Origin of the sequence: Candidatus Photobacterium acropomis (assembly GCF_030685555.1) — a bacterium.
Lineage (GTDB): Bacteria > Pseudomonadota > Gammaproteobacteria > Enterobacterales > Vibrionaceae > Photobacterium > Photobacterium lucens.
Map to the genome: position 1 here is coordinate 1788048 of NZ_CP131609.1, position 16201 is coordinate 1804248.

Annotated in this window: 18 protein-coding genes; 6 read left to right on the forward strand and 12 right to left on the reverse strand. The window is 38.9% G+C overall.

Annotation, left to right across the window (positions count from 1 at the left end):
• Positions 1-55: 55 nt before the first annotated feature.
• A complete protein-coding gene (locus Q7657_RS15230) occupies positions 56-217 on the reverse strand; it encodes a hypothetical protein (RefSeq protein WP_053988222.1) in 162 nt (53 codons plus the stop codon).
• 461 nt (positions 218-678) lie between these two features.
• Here Q7657_RS15230 and htpX point away from each other — a divergent pair, with 461 nt between their 5' ends.
• Positions 679-1566 carry a protease HtpX gene (gene htpX / locus Q7657_RS15235; protein WP_107165127.1) on the forward strand — a complete coding sequence of 296 codons (888 nt, stop codon included), beginning with the start codon at positions 679-681 and terminating at the stop codon, positions 1564-1566.
• An 85-nt stretch (positions 1567-1651) separates the two neighbouring features.
• Here htpX and Q7657_RS15240 read toward each other — a convergent pair whose 3' ends face one another.
• The 3 genes from Q7657_RS15240 to Q7657_RS15250 form a co-directional block, all read right to left on the reverse strand.
• Positions 1652-2869 (reverse strand): MFS transporter, encoded by a 1218-nt coding sequence (locus tag Q7657_RS15240; protein ID WP_053988220.1) that lies wholly within the window; start codon positions 2867-2869, stop codon positions 1652-1654.
• A 41-nt stretch (positions 2870-2910) separates the two neighbouring features.
• Positions 2911-3096 (reverse strand): hypothetical protein, encoded by a 186-nt coding sequence (locus Q7657_RS15245; protein WP_081001674.1) that lies wholly within the window; start codon positions 3094-3096, stop codon positions 2911-2913.
• Positions 3097-3274: 178 nt separating this feature from the next.
• Entirely contained in the window at positions 3275-3628 is a 354-nt protein-coding gene (locus tag Q7657_RS15250) for a DUF6404 family protein (RefSeq protein ID WP_053988219.1), read from the reverse strand.
• 270 nt (positions 3629-3898) lie between these two features.
• Here Q7657_RS15250 and Q7657_RS15255 point away from each other — a divergent pair, with 270 nt between their 5' ends.
• The 3 genes from Q7657_RS15255 (at position 3899) to Q7657_RS15265 (ending at position 6026) form a co-directional block, all read left to right on the forward strand.
• Positions 3899-4360: a hypothetical protein gene (locus tag Q7657_RS15255; RefSeq protein ID WP_181319783.1), complete on the forward strand. Its 462-nt coding sequence runs from the start codon at positions 3899-3901 to the stop codon at positions 4358-4360.
• Between the two features lie 458 nt (positions 4361-4818).
• Positions 4819-5214, forward strand: a complete 396-nt coding sequence (locus Q7657_RS15260) for a hypothetical protein (RefSeq protein WP_053988217.1) — start codon at positions 4819-4821, stop codon at positions 5212-5214.
• 17 nt (positions 5215-5231) lie between these two features.
• Complete coding sequence (locus tag Q7657_RS15265) at positions 5232-6026, forward strand: ATP adenylyltransferase family protein (protein ID WP_107165128.1); 795 nt, start codon at positions 5232-5234, stop codon at positions 6024-6026.
• 41 nt (positions 6027-6067) lie between these two features.
• Here the strand turns inward: Q7657_RS15265 and Q7657_RS15270 are convergent, their stop codons facing one another.
• From Q7657_RS15270 to Q7657_RS15280, 3 genes are all read right to left on the reverse strand, one after another.
• Entirely contained in the window at positions 6068-7588 is a 1521-nt protein-coding gene (locus Q7657_RS15270) for a methyl-accepting chemotaxis protein (protein WP_107165129.1), read from the reverse strand.
• Between the two features lie 189 nt (positions 7589-7777).
• Positions 7778-8431: a nitroreductase family protein gene (locus tag Q7657_RS15275; protein WP_107165130.1), complete on the reverse strand. Its 654-nt coding sequence runs from the start codon at positions 8429-8431 to the stop codon at positions 7778-7780.
• 138 nt (positions 8432-8569) lie between these two features.
• Positions 8570-8947 carry a hypothetical protein gene (locus tag Q7657_RS15280; RefSeq protein WP_053988213.1) on the reverse strand — a complete coding sequence of 126 codons (378 nt, stop codon included), beginning with the start codon at positions 8945-8947 and terminating at the stop codon, positions 8570-8572.
• 212 nt (positions 8948-9159) lie between these two features.
• On the opposite strand from Q7657_RS15280, the gene Q7657_RS15285 reads away from it, so the two are divergent.
• Positions 9160-9441, forward strand: coding sequence for a hypothetical protein (locus Q7657_RS15285; RefSeq protein WP_053988212.1), 282 nt, complete (start codon positions 9160-9162; stop codon positions 9439-9441).
• A 48-nt stretch (positions 9442-9489) separates the two neighbouring features.
• Here Q7657_RS15285 and Q7657_RS15290 read toward each other — a convergent pair whose 3' ends face one another.
• The 4 genes from Q7657_RS15290 to Q7657_RS15305 form a co-directional block, all read right to left on the reverse strand.
• Positions 9490-10002, reverse strand: a complete 513-nt coding sequence (locus Q7657_RS15290) for a hypothetical protein (protein WP_107165131.1) — start codon at positions 10000-10002, stop codon at positions 9490-9492.
• Positions 9999-11069 (reverse strand): cytochrome c peroxidase, encoded by a 1071-nt coding sequence (locus Q7657_RS15295; protein ID WP_258178210.1) that lies wholly within the window; start codon positions 11067-11069, stop codon positions 9999-10001. Before Q7657_RS15295 ends, Q7657_RS15290 begins: the two co-directional genes overlap by 4 nt.
• Before the next feature lie 185 nt (positions 11070-11254).
• Positions 11255-12724, reverse strand: a complete 1470-nt coding sequence (locus Q7657_RS15300; RefSeq protein WP_107165133.1) for a C69 family dipeptidase — start codon at positions 12722-12724, stop codon at positions 11255-11257.
• Positions 12725-12958: 234 nt separating this feature from the next.
• Positions 12959-14761 carry a hypothetical protein gene (locus Q7657_RS15305; RefSeq protein WP_107165134.1) on the reverse strand — a complete coding sequence of 601 codons (1803 nt, stop codon included), beginning with the start codon at positions 14759-14761 and terminating at the stop codon, positions 12959-12961.
• A 225-nt stretch (positions 14762-14986) separates the two neighbouring features.
• Here Q7657_RS15305 and Q7657_RS15310 point away from each other — a divergent pair, with 225 nt between their 5' ends.
• Positions 14987-15463 (forward strand): mechanosensitive ion channel family protein, encoded by a 477-nt coding sequence (locus tag Q7657_RS15310; protein ID WP_107165135.1) that lies wholly within the window; start codon positions 14987-14989, stop codon positions 15461-15463.
• A gap of 99 nt (positions 15464-15562) precedes the next feature.
• Here the strand turns inward: Q7657_RS15310 and Q7657_RS15315 are convergent, their stop codons facing one another.
• The gene (locus Q7657_RS15315) at positions 15563-15898 is read right to left on the reverse strand and encodes a hypothetical protein (protein ID WP_045063422.1); all 336 of its coding nucleotides are present in this window, start codon (positions 15896-15898) and stop codon (positions 15563-15565) included.
• Between the last annotated feature and the right edge of the window lie 303 nt (positions 15899-16201).

The window sequence follows — 16201 nt, forward strand, 5'->3', positions numbered from 1 at the left end:
TAAGAAAAAGGCACTCATTGAGTGCCTTTTTCGTGTAACTGAGTCGCTGTGACTATTAATTGTCTTGAGTCAGACCAATTAGTAGTTCTTGTGTTTCCGTTGCTGACGTCGTGCCTGGCTGATCGATACCTAGCTCTTTGTGAGCTTCTTCTAAAGACATGCCAAGGTGACAACGTAAAATATCAATGGCAACTTGGTAACTTTCTTTATTAGCCATGAATCCTCCCTGGTTCAAATGCAATGCTATTAAGAGCATGCTTACAATAATCGAGAATGCATTTATTGGCAATAAGACTAAAGTCTAACGAGTCGTATATTGCTCATCTTAAAATATTATATTATTGATTTTTAATGATTTAATTTTTTGAAAATATGCAATTATTTTTATATTGGTTGGGTTGTTTTAGACTCATACACGCTAAAGGTCGTATTTGGGTGGAAAGGCTTAACCTACCCTGTATCAAAAGAGGGAAGTTGCCGATTAGTATTGATAAATGACCTGATTGCACATATATAAAGAATTAGTAACAATTAAACTCTTTAAATTAAAAACGTATTCATTGAAGATAGCGTTAAGTAACAGATTTTGTTGAAAACAGAATCAATATAAGAGATAGCCTCAATCCTACTAATGAATAGTGGGTATTGAATAGTTTCTAAGTGGAGAAAGTTAGAAATATGAAGCGTATTGCCTTGTTTTTATTAACAAACTTAGCAGTAATGCTGGTGTTCAGTATTGTATTGAACATTGTATATGCTGTAACAGGGATGCAACCAGGTAGCCTATCAGGCTTGTTGGTAATGGCAGCTCTATTCGGTTTTGGTGGTTCAATTGTGTCTTTGATGATGTCAAAATCAATGGCACTGCGTTCTGTTGGTGGTATGGTAATTGAGCACCCACGTAATGAAACAGAACATTGGTTGATGGAAACGGTATCTCGTCAAGCTCAACAAGCGGGTATCGGTATGCCAACCGTTGCTATTTATGATTCACCAGATATCAACGCATTTGCAACAGGCGCAAAGCGTGATGATGCTTTAGTTGCAGTGTCTACGGGTCTACTTCATAGCATGACTCGTGATGAAGCAGAAGCGGTATTAGCACACGAAGTTAGCCACGTAGCTAATGGTGACATGGTAACCATGACCCTAATGCAAGGTGTGGTGAATACTTTCGTTATCTTTGTTTCTCGTTTAGTTGCAGGCGCAATCAGTGGCGTGAATAACAATGATGAAGAAGGCGAAGGTGGCGGTAGCTACATGACTTACTTCATTGTATCAACCATCATGGAAATTCTATTCGGCTTCTTAGCTAGTATCCTAACTATGTGGTACAGCCGTCATCGTGAATTCTATGCTGATGCGGGCTCTGCAAAACTAGTGGGTCGTGAGAAGATGATCGCAGCTCTTGAGCGTCTAAAAGTGAGCCACGAGCCGCAACTAGAAGGTTCAATGATGGCATTCGGTATTAATGGTAAGAAGTCATTATCTGAATTATTTATGACGCACCCACCACTAGAAAAGCGTATCGATGCGCTTCGCCAAGGTGAATATCTAAACAAGTGATCCGTTGTTGATGACGCGTCACAAGATAACAAAAAGCCCTACTGAGTAGGGCTTTTTTTTATATCTTAATGTTTAGAATAACCGCTTAACTTGCGTGATGTGCTGTTAAGCGTGGGACTGGTTTATCGTTAATAGGCAAGTGAATTAACGCAGCAATAAATGCCATCACAACCGTTAGCCACCAAATTGGGGTGTAAGAATGATAGTAGTCATAAATACGACCGCCAACCCAAGCACCAAGGAAACTACCTACTTGATGGCTAAAGAAGACTAAGCCATATAAAGTTGATAGATAACGTGCACCAAAGATTTGACGTACAAGTCCTGATGTCAGTGGCACGGTACCTAGCCAGCAAAAACCAATAGCACCACCGAAAATAACAGCAGTATCAACCGTTACAGGTAGAGTGACAAACGCTCCAATAACTAGGGTACGAACGAGGTAAAGTGCAGTCATTACGTATCGCTTATCAAAGCGATCCCCCATAATGCCCCAGAAGTAAGAGCCGAAGATATTAAAGATCCCCACATAAGCCAATGCCATTGCTGCTGTTTGTGCAGGTAACCCTTTATCAGCAAGGTAGCTTGGTAAGTGGGTAGCAATAAACATAACGTGGAAACCACACACAAAGAAACCCATGTGGATTAACCAATAACTCTTATTGGTGAACGCTTCTTTTAATGCTTCTTTTAAGGTTTGGCTATCATCAACAACAGGTGCATCTTTTGCTGAGTCTTGCTTAGCGGTTTTCATGAAAGTTGCAAAAGCAATCATGACACAACATAGCAGAGCGAAGATCTGCATTGCTGTTTGCCAATCAAATTGATTCAGTAGTGCTTGTGCGCCGGGGATCACCGCAAACATACCAAATGAGCCAGCAGATGTCGTTAAACCAAAAGCTTTCGCTGTGTGCTCTGCTGGTACAACACGTGCAATTGCACCAAGAATGATCACATAACTTGTTGCACTTAAGCCTAAGCCTACCAATGCTCCAATGCTGAGATAAAGCATGCTTGGATGGGTAGCAATCGACGTTAGGTATAAACCTAAACCGTAAGCGATAGCACCGCCAATAATGATTTTCTTTGAGCCAAAGCGATCAGATGCCATACCAATAAAAGGTTGGAAAAAGCCAAATAACAAGTTTTGTAAGGCAATCGCAAAGCTAAAAAACTCACGTCCAGTACCGAATGTATCGGAAATCGGCATCATAAAAATACCGAATGACTGCCTGATCCCTAGGCTAAAAATTAAAATGCCAATACCTAACCAAACTAGGAGAGGAAAGCGGAAAATACTCATTAATGATGCTCGTTTACGTGATCGTATAGAAATGTCGATGATTAATGCATGTGGTGATGGGACATGGGGGTTTCATCACTCATTACATTTTGTTGGTGGCAGCCACCGTTGGTCGCATGTTTCGCTAGTGCATCTAACAGTGGTTGGCAATGGTGAACAGCAACCAAAGTAATAGTTAGAAGCAAAAGCATTCGAACAAGTTGTGCAGGTGTTGATTGCGAAAACATTGGTCTCTCTGTGTTAGTGTGCAGCGTACGTTAAATTGCGAGCGCGCATACTAAAGAAATCAATAAAATGAGACAAATGAATAAATCGCAACAAGTTTATGCATTTTTTGCATAAACAGGGAGGCGTAATAAAGAAGGGAAAGGAAAGCCAGTGATGAATACTGGCTTTATAAAGCAATTAGGTGAGCTGCTGCCAAGGCGTAAGTGCATGGCGTTTGGCGCTATAGTGATAGTATGTCGCCATAGATACACCTGCTGTGATGCCTGCAAAAAGTGAAGTAATGATTGCTGAGATAACGGCAATAGAACTATTACTTAACAGCTCTGCGATGAAAAAGATTGCTGCAAAAAGAAGGCTATACCAAGCTGTGAATATCGCAACGTTCATTTTAAAACTGCAGTAGTGAGGAAGTGGCATTTTTATTCCTCCCCAATGAAGTAAATGAAAGCTGATAGGGTGGCTACTCGAAGACTGAATACCACAGCGGTTTAACTCTTGTTGTGCCAAGGTTATTTGCTGTTCAAATTGCATTATTTTATCCCTAAAAATACAGTATTTATAACGATGCTAAAAATAGTCAATATTTTCTAGCGACTTAAAATGTTCATATTCGTGATTGTAAAATAAATACAGCAATAAATTGTAAAGAAATATTTATCAAACTGATTAACTATTTTTATCGATAAGTATTATTTATTGTCTTAAATCAAATCTTGGAGTATGTTGACAAGGTAAAATATAAAACGGCATTTAATTAGGATAGGAAATTCCTTCTTTTCTCACCTTAATTGAGCGGTTACAGTGCGTAAATTATTGTATTTATTTTGTGTAATATCATTCCCTTCATTAGCGACTATTGCTAGTGAAACACCAGCTAAAGAACAGTTACTTAAGGTTAAGCAACTATATGAAAATCAAATAAATAAATGTCATCTGCTTGAGAATAGAGAACTTAGACCTATTCAAGATCCATGGCTTAAGTCACTACCATCGCAAAGAAAGAAAGTCGTATTAACAGAACTTAACAATGTAGCGATGAATCGATGTGTAATAAAGAAAGAAAAAGATTTCACATATCAATTAATGGATTACACAGCAAAAACAGGTGATAAGTTATTTTTAAATAGCTGGCTAATATTTAAATCAGCGATGTATAACGATAGTAATGAAATATTATTAACGAAAAGTGAACAGGCTAATTTTAAACGATTGTCATCAATACCAAAGTATTATTATCCATTTAATGTTAAATCGGTATTTTGAATCGTAATATATTGATTATAAAAAGGGAGCATTGGCTCCCTTTTTTCATTTAAATATTAATGAAAGGTGAAAGAATAACAACACCAAGTACTGCCATTAATAAACTGATGCCTGTTGGTATAATCCATTGATTTTTTTCTTTCTTGCTTGTCATAAGTTATTCATCTCCTAAATCCATTGTAAGAGTTACGCTGTTTAACATCCTGTTACGCGTCTAACTATTATGAATTAAGCATAGGTATTAATCTCACAGAGAGTGTGAAATAAATGTTAAATTGTGATCTTTAGCCAATTAAATAATGCAGGTGGAAAGGTTTATAAAATATAATATATATGCATGCTGTTTAGTTAGTGGCATTAAATAACAAACCGAAACACAATATTCCATTTTTATCACTATTCTTTTAAATAAATTAGGAATAATTTAACTACATACTTCCTTTGTATGGAGTTTCACCATGACTAATTTCAAATATGCTAGCGAAGAATTACCTTGTTTTATCTGTCATACACATAAGGCGACAACCGAGTTAGGTTGGTTTACTCCCAGTATGAAAGACGATGTTGTTGATCAAATTAAAACCATCTTGTCGCATGCTGATACGGATTATGAAGAGTATTTTTCGGTTAATATTGTATGTACAGAAGACGAAGCACGTGATTACTTGCTACTTAACTACTATGGTTATTCAGAGCATGAAATTAATCATGGCCAAGTTAATTCAGAAGATTTAACTGAAGTTAATGATCTTATTTCAGAGCATATGACAACTGAAGGTGTCGCCACATTTAAGCATGAGATAGCTTTACAAAGTTGTGAGCATTGTACGCCAGAAATTGACGAAGATTATTAATGCTAAAAAGGTAAATTATGCTGTGGGAAGTAGGAAATAAAAAATCATTACAAGGTGTTTCTACAGGCGAATTATTACCATTAACGAATAACGATATTATTGTTAATCAGAATGGTGTTGATTTTATTGTTAATATCGAAACTGAAAACATGAAAATCAAACATTCACCAAGTGTCGTCATGCATGATCCATTTTTAGCACCTTATAGTCCCACAGTGTTTATCGACGACATTGGTTCTAACCATGTTTGTATCTTAAATAAATTCCCTATTGTTGTTCCGCATTTATTAGTTTGTGCTAAAAATTATATTCCGCAAACGTCACCGTTGGTATTAAATGATTTTAAAGCATGGATTGAAGGCATTACTGATAACGGCGTGTTGGGTTTTTTTAACTCGGGAGCAATAGCGGGTTCAAGCCAAATGCATCGTCACATGCAATTAATTCGCACGGCATTACCATTAGAATCTGTCATTTTAAATGGTCAATTACCATTTAACTATGATCTGCTATTACTTGATGATTTAAATGCAGAAAGTTTGTATCAGCATTATTTATCTGTAATGGATAAAATGCAGCTTTATACATCATCAACGGTTAACGGATTAATTGAATGTTTACCTTATAATATTTTATTGACTAAGCGTTGGATGTTACTTGTACCAAGAACAACGAATCAAATAGGTGAGATGAAAGGGCATGGGGTAAATTTTATTGGGCGTTTTTTAGTGAGTTCACATGAGCAACTGCAATGGCTAACAGACTATGGTTTTATGCGTTTTCTCACTAATTGTAGCGTGATTAAAAAGTGAAGCCGCTGAACAACTCAGCGGCTTATTTTTATCTTAAACGTTTAAGTAAATGCTTTAGATAGATTAACCAGCTGTGCCGAGTCTTCTGTCATATCAGACATTGTTTCAGTGATGGTATTGATTTCTTTTAAATTGAGCTTTGAAGCATCGTAGATCTGGTAACTGTTACTATTGATTTCTTTTGCAACCATAGCTTGCTCTTCGGCCGCAGTCGATATTTGATGAGAAAGTTGGGATATTTGATCCATCAGCGCCAAGATATTACCAATTTGGTTGGAAACATTTTCTACATCAGAAACACACACTTGCGACTTTTCGTTACCGCTTTTCATGCGATCGACCACATCGTTGAGTGACGATAATATATAGTTTACCGATTTTTGGATCTGCGATGTCGCATCATGGGTTCTTACGCTTAAAGTTCTTACTTCATCTGCGACGACAGAGAAACCTCGCCCATGCTCTCCCGCACGTGCTGCTTCAATAGCTGCATTGAGTGCAAGCAAGTTGGTTTGCTCTGAAATGCTTTCGATTTCTTGCAAAATGCCAGTGATCATTGTGGCTTCATTCGACAGCTTTTCGGTAATACTGCTCGTTTCGGTGATTTCATCTGTAAGCAAAGAGATATGCTTAGAAGTGAGTTCAATTAATTCCGACGACGCATTACAGGCTTTTTCGCCATCAGAGACTGTCAGTAGGGTATTTTGGCAATTCTCAGCCACATGCGTAATGCTCGATGACATTTCTTCAATAGCTGTTGAAATGCTGTCGAGGTGGGCATTTTCTTCTACTATGTTCTCTTTGCAGGTTTCAGCAAGCGCAGCTACCGTGTTTATCTCACTATCGACATTCGAAGAGGCTTCGTGTGTTCGCGCAAGAATCGCTTTGATCTGGGCATCTCTTAATCCCATTACAAATTCAGCATGGTTATTAATATTGTCGTTATAAATATGAATACCGATACTGTCGTAATGTTTCTTTAGACGGTTCTGCCATGCAGGGAAGACAATCACTTCTTGCTGGTAAATAGCCGCAAACAGTGCAGGGAAAAGTAAGCAAAAATAAGGTGAGACTATGATTGTGAGCAGGGCTGAGATAATACAGCCTAATGCAAATAAACTGTTTTTGGTTAACGAGGAGGTTGCAGGTTTCAGTCTCTTCCCTTGCTTAATTTTTTTATAAATACGTTCCGCTTTATTTTTTAATTCATTGGAAAGGGGCAAACGTACAGACTGATAGCCAACCACGACATTGTTTTCATAAATTGGCGTCACAAAGGCATCAACCCAGTAGTAATCACCATTTTTACATCGGTTCTTTACTGCACCACGCCAAAACTTCTTTTGTTTAATAGTTCGCCACAAATCTCCAAAGGCCTCATTGGGCATATCAGCATGGCGTAAAATACTGTGGTTCTTTCCCATGACTTCTTCACGGGTGTAGCCTGATATTTGGCAAAAGGTCTCATTGACATAAGTAATATTACCTTTGATATCAGTAGTTGAAACAATTTGCTCATGGGCATTAAGTTTAATTTCGGCTGATCTACCAGTGTCTGTCATAACATAATCCTCTGAGTTGATAGGGTTAAGTATGACGAGAAATTAGATATGCGCAAGGTTGCTTATTGGTAAATGTCGGTGACTTGCCTTATTTGTGAGAAGTATTTCTAATTCGGAGCAGTCTATTTTGTAATCGAGAGATTTGTAATAAAAAGCTGCGTTCACAGCTTTTTATTATCATTGGCGAGATTAAATTCTTTTAATGATTTTTTCAGCAGGCATACGTGACTTTGGTAACTTCGCATTAAAATCACTTTCATCATGGTAGCCAATAGCAAGTGCAACCGGGCAGGAGAAACCATCAAGCTCTTGGCTGAATTCTTTTTCTACCAGCTGAACATCAATGCCTTCTAGCGGTGTTGAATCGATTTTTAAGCGGGCTAATACGTGTAGCATATTACCAAGAGCAAGATAGAGCTGTGCTTTCGTCCAGTTAGCGTTGTAGCCATTTGGCTCGGTATATAAATCGGCAAAACTAAACTTGCTGACAGCATCGTCTTTTTTATCTTCAGTCAGACGTCCATCTAGAATGTTTTGATCAATGACCGCTGTAAAATCTTGTTTGGAATAATGAGTATTATGGGCAAACAAAATGATGTGGCTAGCGTTGGTTGCGTGTGGTTTATTCGGAAAGAATTTATTGGCGAATGTATTGCTAAAGCGTTGTTTCGCTTCATCTGATTCTAAAATAATAAAACGCCAAGGTTGCGAGTTAATAGAAGAGGCTGACAAACGTAGTGCTTCTTCAATAATTGCCATATTTTCAGCGGAAATCTTCTTGCTAGGATCGTAACTTTTGGTGGTGTAGCGCCAAGTTAAGTCATCAATAATTGGACTGTTCATATTACCTTCTGATCTTATTATTAGTTATGTTTTTAATAAGTGGGGGCAAGAAGCTAAATTTCAAGAAAGCAGAAAGTGGCGACAACAAGATAAGAGAATGACTATGGTGCACCGAGTTGTACACCATAGCGAAAGGAATTATTCAGGGCAGCAAGTATTACAGCCTTGCAGGGCAATTTCATGTTCTAGCTCAATCATGCCATCAGCGTTTTTGCTGGTTTTGATTTCTCTTTCAATTTCAACCAAATCATCAGGATCAACGCCTGTGGTTTGCATTTCTTCTTCTGAGTAAGCAAACGCGTTTAATAGCAGATAGTATTTCGCTTCATCTACCGAGCAAGTTACCGTTGTTAAAATATCATCTGGGTAATCATTGCTATCATTAACAATAGCGTTTACTTGCTCAAGCACAGATTCATGCATCGCAGGTGTTAGCCAACCTAGGCTTGCTTCTGCTTTTTGCTGGCGGCAGTCAAAGCAAGGTAAAAGGGCAGTATAAAGATTAAAATTGCTCATGGTGGATCCTAAAAATAGCTATGGCGATGAAGGTGTTATTTGTCACGATCATAAACGCATTTGAATTGCAGGTATATTAGGAAATTATATTATCTACGTCTAATGAATGATGGTGTTTTATATTGGTTTATACGGAGATAGCACTACAATTTGTAGATGGTATGATATTCTATTGATAAATCATTAAGATAAAGTTTAGAGAAGGATATTTGATGAAAAAGCAGGTGCTATTTTCCCTGATTGCATTGGGACTAGTAGGTTGTGCGGGAACACCGTCGAACAGTTATACCGTGAAAAATGCAGCGGGTGTTTCTTCTTGGGAACTTTGTCGTAATATCGGTTATCACGAGTTCTTTAACCGTACAGATAAAGCGGCAGAGCTAAAACAATACGTTACTGAGCGTGGTGATATTGCGCCTGAATCGTGTGCTGCGGCGATGGAAAAGGGCAAAGAGTTTGCTGCGCAAGAATACCATCGTAATACTGGTTTATAAGTAAAGTATAATAAGCCACAGCATCGGTAAGGTGCTGTGGCTTTTTTATTATAAATTCGTTGTGATGATCTGCACTTTTACTGCTTCGTTAGGCTTACCTGTTAATTTTAAGGTATAGCTTCCCCATTCGTGGGTGTTTAAATGGGTGAGGTATTGGTTTTGCTGTTCACATTGTAAGTTAACAATATCAGTGCCTTGTACATCTGCACCAACCATGGTGACTTGTACTTTGGGTGTCACACCCACGATAAACTTCTCATCCCATTCTTTAATTGCTAGTTGAATGTAGGTTTCACCTTGGGCATTGAGCTTAGTATCAAAGCCTAACTGCTTATCTAAAATAAACTCTTGCTGACTGGCTTCATCAAGGGTTGATGCTGTCGCAATGACTTTGGTTGGCATTGTACATAATGGTTGATAGCTCTTAGCAAAATAATCGTTACGCCCTTTGTGCTCAGGGTTCACATCAGTTGCTGCACTCACTGCCATTGATTGGCTAAACAACACGCCTAAAGTAATTAATTTAATCGTCTTTTTCATGGTTTTGTTTATGGTGTTCATGACTTCACTTTAAAAGGTGGAAGACAGTTCGGGCTGTCTTTTTTATTTTTTAATGGCACTAACTGGCAGAAAGGATCTTGGTGTGGCTGCGCAGGTAGTTTGGTTATGGTTAGACTTTGAAGAAAAGCAACGAGGGCTTTTTTCTCTGTTGTCGTTAATCTAAATCCTGTGATTTTCGGATCTTTGTTGAGGTGTAACCGACCATCACCAGCGTTATTACCCACACTGATCACTCGTCCACCAGCAGCATAATGTTCTATATATTGTTCTAGTGATTGTACGCTGCCGTCATGTCCCCAAGGGGCGGTTTGGCTAACATTGATCAATGAGGGAATACGGTATTTACCATCATCAGAGTCGTTATGGCTAAAACTGGCTTTTCCACGCTCATGGGCAGGGTATACATAGTTGCCGTCTTGGTTTTTTATTCCATATAAACCTGTACTGACATAGATAGGATCATCTTTTCGTTTTGGGGTATTAAGTAGTTCGCCACTGTGACATTGCGAACATTTAAGCCGTTCGCTATTAAATAGTGCCCATCCCACTTTTTGTTGATCGGTTAATGCTGCTGAGTCACCTGCTAAATAACGGTGATACGGGGTATCTAGGCTGGTGATGGTTTTCACATAGCTTGCTAGTGCATCTATCACTTTGCTGGTGGAAAACTCAGGTGACTGAAAACTAGCAGTAAATAAAGGTGTATAAATATCAGATGCTTGTTGTAAACGATGTAGTAATAACGGCTCAGTCATACCCATTTCTGTTGGGGTTGTACCAAACAGTGGCAGCATGATGGTTTGCTCAAGCGTATTAAGTCCATCTCGGCTTTGCATGAACTGTGAATAGTGCGCTGTATTAAGTAAAGCTGGGGTATTTAATGTAGTTGGTTTGCCATTAATATCAGGCACTTTGCTAAAGCGATTGCTCCAGCCAAGATCAGGAGAATGACATAAAGCGCAGCTACGATTGCCGAGTTTGGATAAGCGAACATCATTAAACAGGTATCGACCTAAGGTGATATTTGCTTCTTGTGATGGCGATGAAGCAAAAACAGTGCAAGGCATGAATAGCAAAAATAGTGAGCTAACAAGTGAAAGGAGTGTTCGCATTTTGTTGAATAAAGGTCAGTTCAATGCCCCCATCATATAAGATGCGAGAAAAGAATATATATCCTTATTGTTTCAAAATGCGACACTGAGCGAAATGTAAATAAGAGAGCATGCTGATGCTCTCATATTGTTGTACTTACTTATGCTCCTTCGAAGTGATAAAGCATATCGGTGTCATGCGTCATCTTGGTTAACAACGTATTTGTCAGATCATGAGTCAGTGTTATCGCATCATCCACGGTTTTTTGCTCAAACTGGTTGATCAGTGCTTGGGCTTTTTTAGGCTCTTTCTTGTAAATCGCTAAGTATTGTTTTTCTAGCGCTTGCTGTTTTACAGCAGTTTGCTGTTCAAATTGCTGATAGGCTTTTTGCACAATAGGCGCAAACTCATTCCAGTTTGTCATTGCAAGGGTTTGTAGTTTGCGGAACTGCCAGTTAGCCGATTGATCGTCAGCTTTATCGTTACCTAATGTCAGTGCTTTCGGCACTTGTGTCATGCCTTGGTAGTAAGGGATATAAACACTTAATGCCGACATACCGTAAGCCATGTATTCTGTTTCACCAATCGCAATCGGTAATGATGGACGCACTTGAAGAATATGGGATTCTTGGGTTCTAAATACTGAAATAGGGCGGTAAGGCTCTTTAGGATTATTATTAGCGTACGGATCGTGAGACGTACCTTGGTAATGATTTCTTAAACCTTGTTCAACGTCGTTAATTGTTAATTTATGGGTTGGCGTTAAGAATACCGGGAAGTTTTCACCCTGATCGATTTGGGTCTGTAGCCCTTGGGTATACATGTGTTGTAACGTCCACACACGTGGGTAGTTATAGGTCACATCGTTTTGGGTATCTTGCGAGTAAGCTTTGTGGAAATTAAAGGCTTCGCCTGTCACAGGCGTATATAAAGCATGATTTTCGGCAAAGCTAACTAACGTTGGCGACGCTAAGTAATCGGGATTATGAGGTTTATAAGTGGTTAAACGACCTTGGTTAGCCGAAACAAAGTATTTATCCGCAGGAAGTTTTTGTGCCATCCATTGGTGACCACTACCTGTTTCTAAATACCAAATACCCGTTTTATCAACAAATGCGACACCAAAGCCTTCAGATGCACCTTGTTTTTCGATGATCTTACCAAGTAATTCAACACCTTCTTTAGCGGTACGTACACGTGGCAAGATCACGTTCTCAATCGCATCTTCACCAATACCTGTTTTAGTCACATACGGATCGGCTGCGAGTGCTTTGTCACCATTATAAATGGTTTCTGTCGCAGAAATACCAACACCGGCAGAGTTAAAGCCAGCTTCACCCATGCTGGTACCTTTGGTGTCGTAATCAGACAATGAAGTATATTCCAATGCATGTTTGGCTGCTGGGTAAGTAAAGTCGTTGGCGTTAGATTTAAAGTCAGCTTTTTGCTTCGCTTCTGCTGGATGGTAGATAAATTGTTTGGTGTTATTGGCTTGGTAATCTTCATTACGTGCCACAATGAAAGATCCATCTTGGGTTGCTTGGTTGCCAACTAAAATGGTGGTACAGGCAAAGCTTGGCACACTGAGTGTGGAAGCAATAAGTGCGGAGAGTAGTGTGATTTTTTTCATCGTCTGTATTTAAGTGAACGTCATAGTACGTACAGTTAAACAGGCGAAGAGAAAAGAAAATGTGACATTTGTCATATAAAAAATTTGACGCAGTGCACACTAATTTTGCACAGATTATGGGAGTAAAAATCGGTTTGGCTGTAGTTGGTAAAGGTCACTCGATATGAATAATAAAAAAAGGAGAAAACGATTACTCGTTTTCTCCTTTATACCACTTAGCAAGTTAGCGGAGCTTTACTGAGGGTATTCTTCTTCCTCTTGGCGACGAATATAACCGCCCATTTCTTCTTCACGATGTGGAATTGCTGTATTTTGAGCACGAGTTTGTTTGTTGATCTCGTGAATTTGCGAGGTATTCATTAAGTCACGTTGGCTAGTAATTGAAGCGATAGACTCACGATCTTTTAAGAACATGATTAAGTCGTTACGAATACTATCTAGCTCATGATCGTTTTTGTGCATTTCCAAAATAAAGCGTGGATGCTCTAAGTTATTAGAACCTGATGAAGCAAACGAACTACTCACAATGCGGCTAACAATGATCCACGGGGTAATGCTTGAACGTACTAAGATATTTTCAGAACGAGTTGAGTCATGAATACTGTTACCGGTTGAGATCTTCGATTCAGTAAATGTCCCTTCCACTTTCAAGTACATCACATTACTTTCAAACATCATCTCAGCAAAAAATAGATGGCTAGCATTAACTAAAATACTACCCAGAGCTTTTAAAATACAGGCGATAAAGAACAGTTGCGTTACCTTAGTGACAGTGTGACCACCAGTGACGACACCTGCAATCGATAAGGCAGAGAATAAGATTGCTACAGCAGCACCAATTAATAATAGGTTCCCGCTAATTAAGCTGAAAATACGTGTGCTGTTTAAGGCTTGATCGACTTCAACCTCTTTATATTTCGGCTGCACTTCTTGTAATGTTTCGCCTGCAAAACTGCCTTTCGCTTGTACCTGTTCGTTAAGTGTTGGCTTCAACTCTTTATAAACGCGGTTCGGTACTTCCTTGTAACGACGATTCGCCATTACGAGGTTATCAAGGTTAATAAAGATTTCATTGGGATGAACCGACTCTTGCCAGTTCTCACGCAACTCTGAAACTTCGACTTTTGGGTTGGACAGCGACAGTCGCTTATTAAGCATTAACGCCACAATCAGTGTTACAAGCGCTGCACCCACAATAATGGCAGCAATAAAGACTGAATTATGCAGTTTACTGAAGTAGCTAAGAAAATTTGTTACTCGGGTTGTCCCAGCAACCACCATTGATAGTTTTAGCACTAAACCAATACCAACAGGCAATACAGCAGCAGCAATGAGTGTGCGAATAAACTCACTGTTAGACAAGCGAGGCACGCGGGTATCAGCCATACGGCTTAAGCGCAGCCCAGTTAAGATCCACATCACCATTAAGCCAAGTGTTAGTACCACAGAATAAACAGGGAAAACTTGCTTACCTAATGTACCAATAAAGCCTGTTAATGAAATGAATGCCACTAAGCCGTAACACAATAAAGCCACCGCAGTATTAGCCCACGCAGCACATAAACGTTGCGCAAGGTTACGGATGGGATAGGGCATGTAAATAAGGCTTGGGAAAATGCTATGTAGGGTATGAGCAAGAAAGCCTTTAGGCTCAACAAAGGTGGCGTTTTTACGCCCAACTAGCATGTCGGTAATTGTGCCTTCTGAATAGGCAACATACGCATCTTCCTGATAAGCATGTTCAGAAGTATTGCTGTGGTTGTGAGCCAATGAGGTTGGGTGGTTACGGCCAACAAAGTATTTTAGCGTGGCAGAAATACCTCGATAAGTCGTCATAATCCCGCTTGCTAATAAACCCAAAGCAAACAAGATCATTATCCAGCCGGAGAAAGTGCTATGACTTACGCTGCTTGCTGCGGCAAACAATGCATAGACACCTAAACAAATAACAACAATGCCTCGAGCTGCGGTTACTTTGCCTTCTGTTTTAAATGGGTTTTTAAGCCCTAAATCAATTGACCCATAGTCAAATGCCATCAACAAACTCCCTGATCAGTGCAATATATCCGCGATAAATTAATTAGCAAATACATCATTCAAAATTCTGCTTGATGATATTGATATACGTTATATGAATGTCATGGTTTGTTGAATTTCTGTATAAATCATTGTCAAAAAAAGTTTGTGTAGGCATGATTTTGTTATTAATGAATGACTAATCAATCAATTAGTTTTGCAAAATCAGAGTGAGAAAGGACATATATGGTAGATAACGCGGTTATTCAGGCTATCGTCGTTTTTGTTTTATTTATTGTGGTCAGCATTGTTATTGATAAGGCGTTGAAGAAATTAGCTTATCGATTTGACTCTGAAGCCTCAAGCTCATTTCGATTAATGTCTAATTCGCAGAAAACCATCTTAATATTCGTTGGTGCAATACTGGCATTTTCTAAACTCGGTTTTGATGTCACAGGCATTGTGACAGGGCTTGGCTTAACGGGGTTTGCGCTTGGTTTAGCTCTGAAAGATGCCATTTCCAACCTTGTCGCAGGTGTGATGATTGTGTTGTATAAGCCAATTAAACTAGGTGATTGGATTGAAGTGGCGAACTCAAGAGGGCAAGTGGTGGACTTGAATCTACGTTACATCACGATTAAAGATGACGGCGCGACACATTTGATCCCAAATTCACTGTTCCTGAGCGATAAAATTACCATTAATAACATTGAAGCGAATTAAGCCATTTATCGCTGAGATTTCTATATGTGAAACAATATCCCCTTAATAACAGCTTAATCATCAAGGGGATGTTGGTATATGCAGTGTTAAGTTAACGCATTAGCCATTGAGCATTATCACGATCGCCATGATTGAGACTAAACCTACGACATTAAGCACACTATAAAGAATCGTCTTTGGCATGGTAAATGTCAGGTGATTGAAATCGTATTTAGAGCCAATGGAAGTAATAGTTAAAGGCAGTATCACCAGTAAACCAAACATCCAGCGAATGGTTGGAGTGATCAAATAACCGATTTGGGTTTCAGCGATAATAAAGCCAATCACAGCGATAACCAGTGTGGTAATTGAAACCGCGAAAGTGCGGTTGTAGGAATCCATGAGCTCAGCTAACGCTTTGTACTCTTCATCGGTAAATTGGGATTGCTTGCTCATATTAATTACGCCTACAAGGATTTAGAAAAGAGTGTTGATTGTAACGGATAATGAAGCAGAGTTAAAAATCCACGCTTTGCTTTATTGGTATAAATATCAATAAAAATGAGGTGTTTTATTTTTGACGCTAAAGAGTCAAATTCTTTATTAGTATAAGTTCCTGAACGATCAAAAGGGATTTAAAGCTCGCCCCAAGAGATGGATAATAGTTAGAAATACCTAATAAGTGATTGTATTAATAGACGTTATTTATAGTCATGAATTAACATTTTAGATGCAATATTGTGCGTCAAAAAATCGATG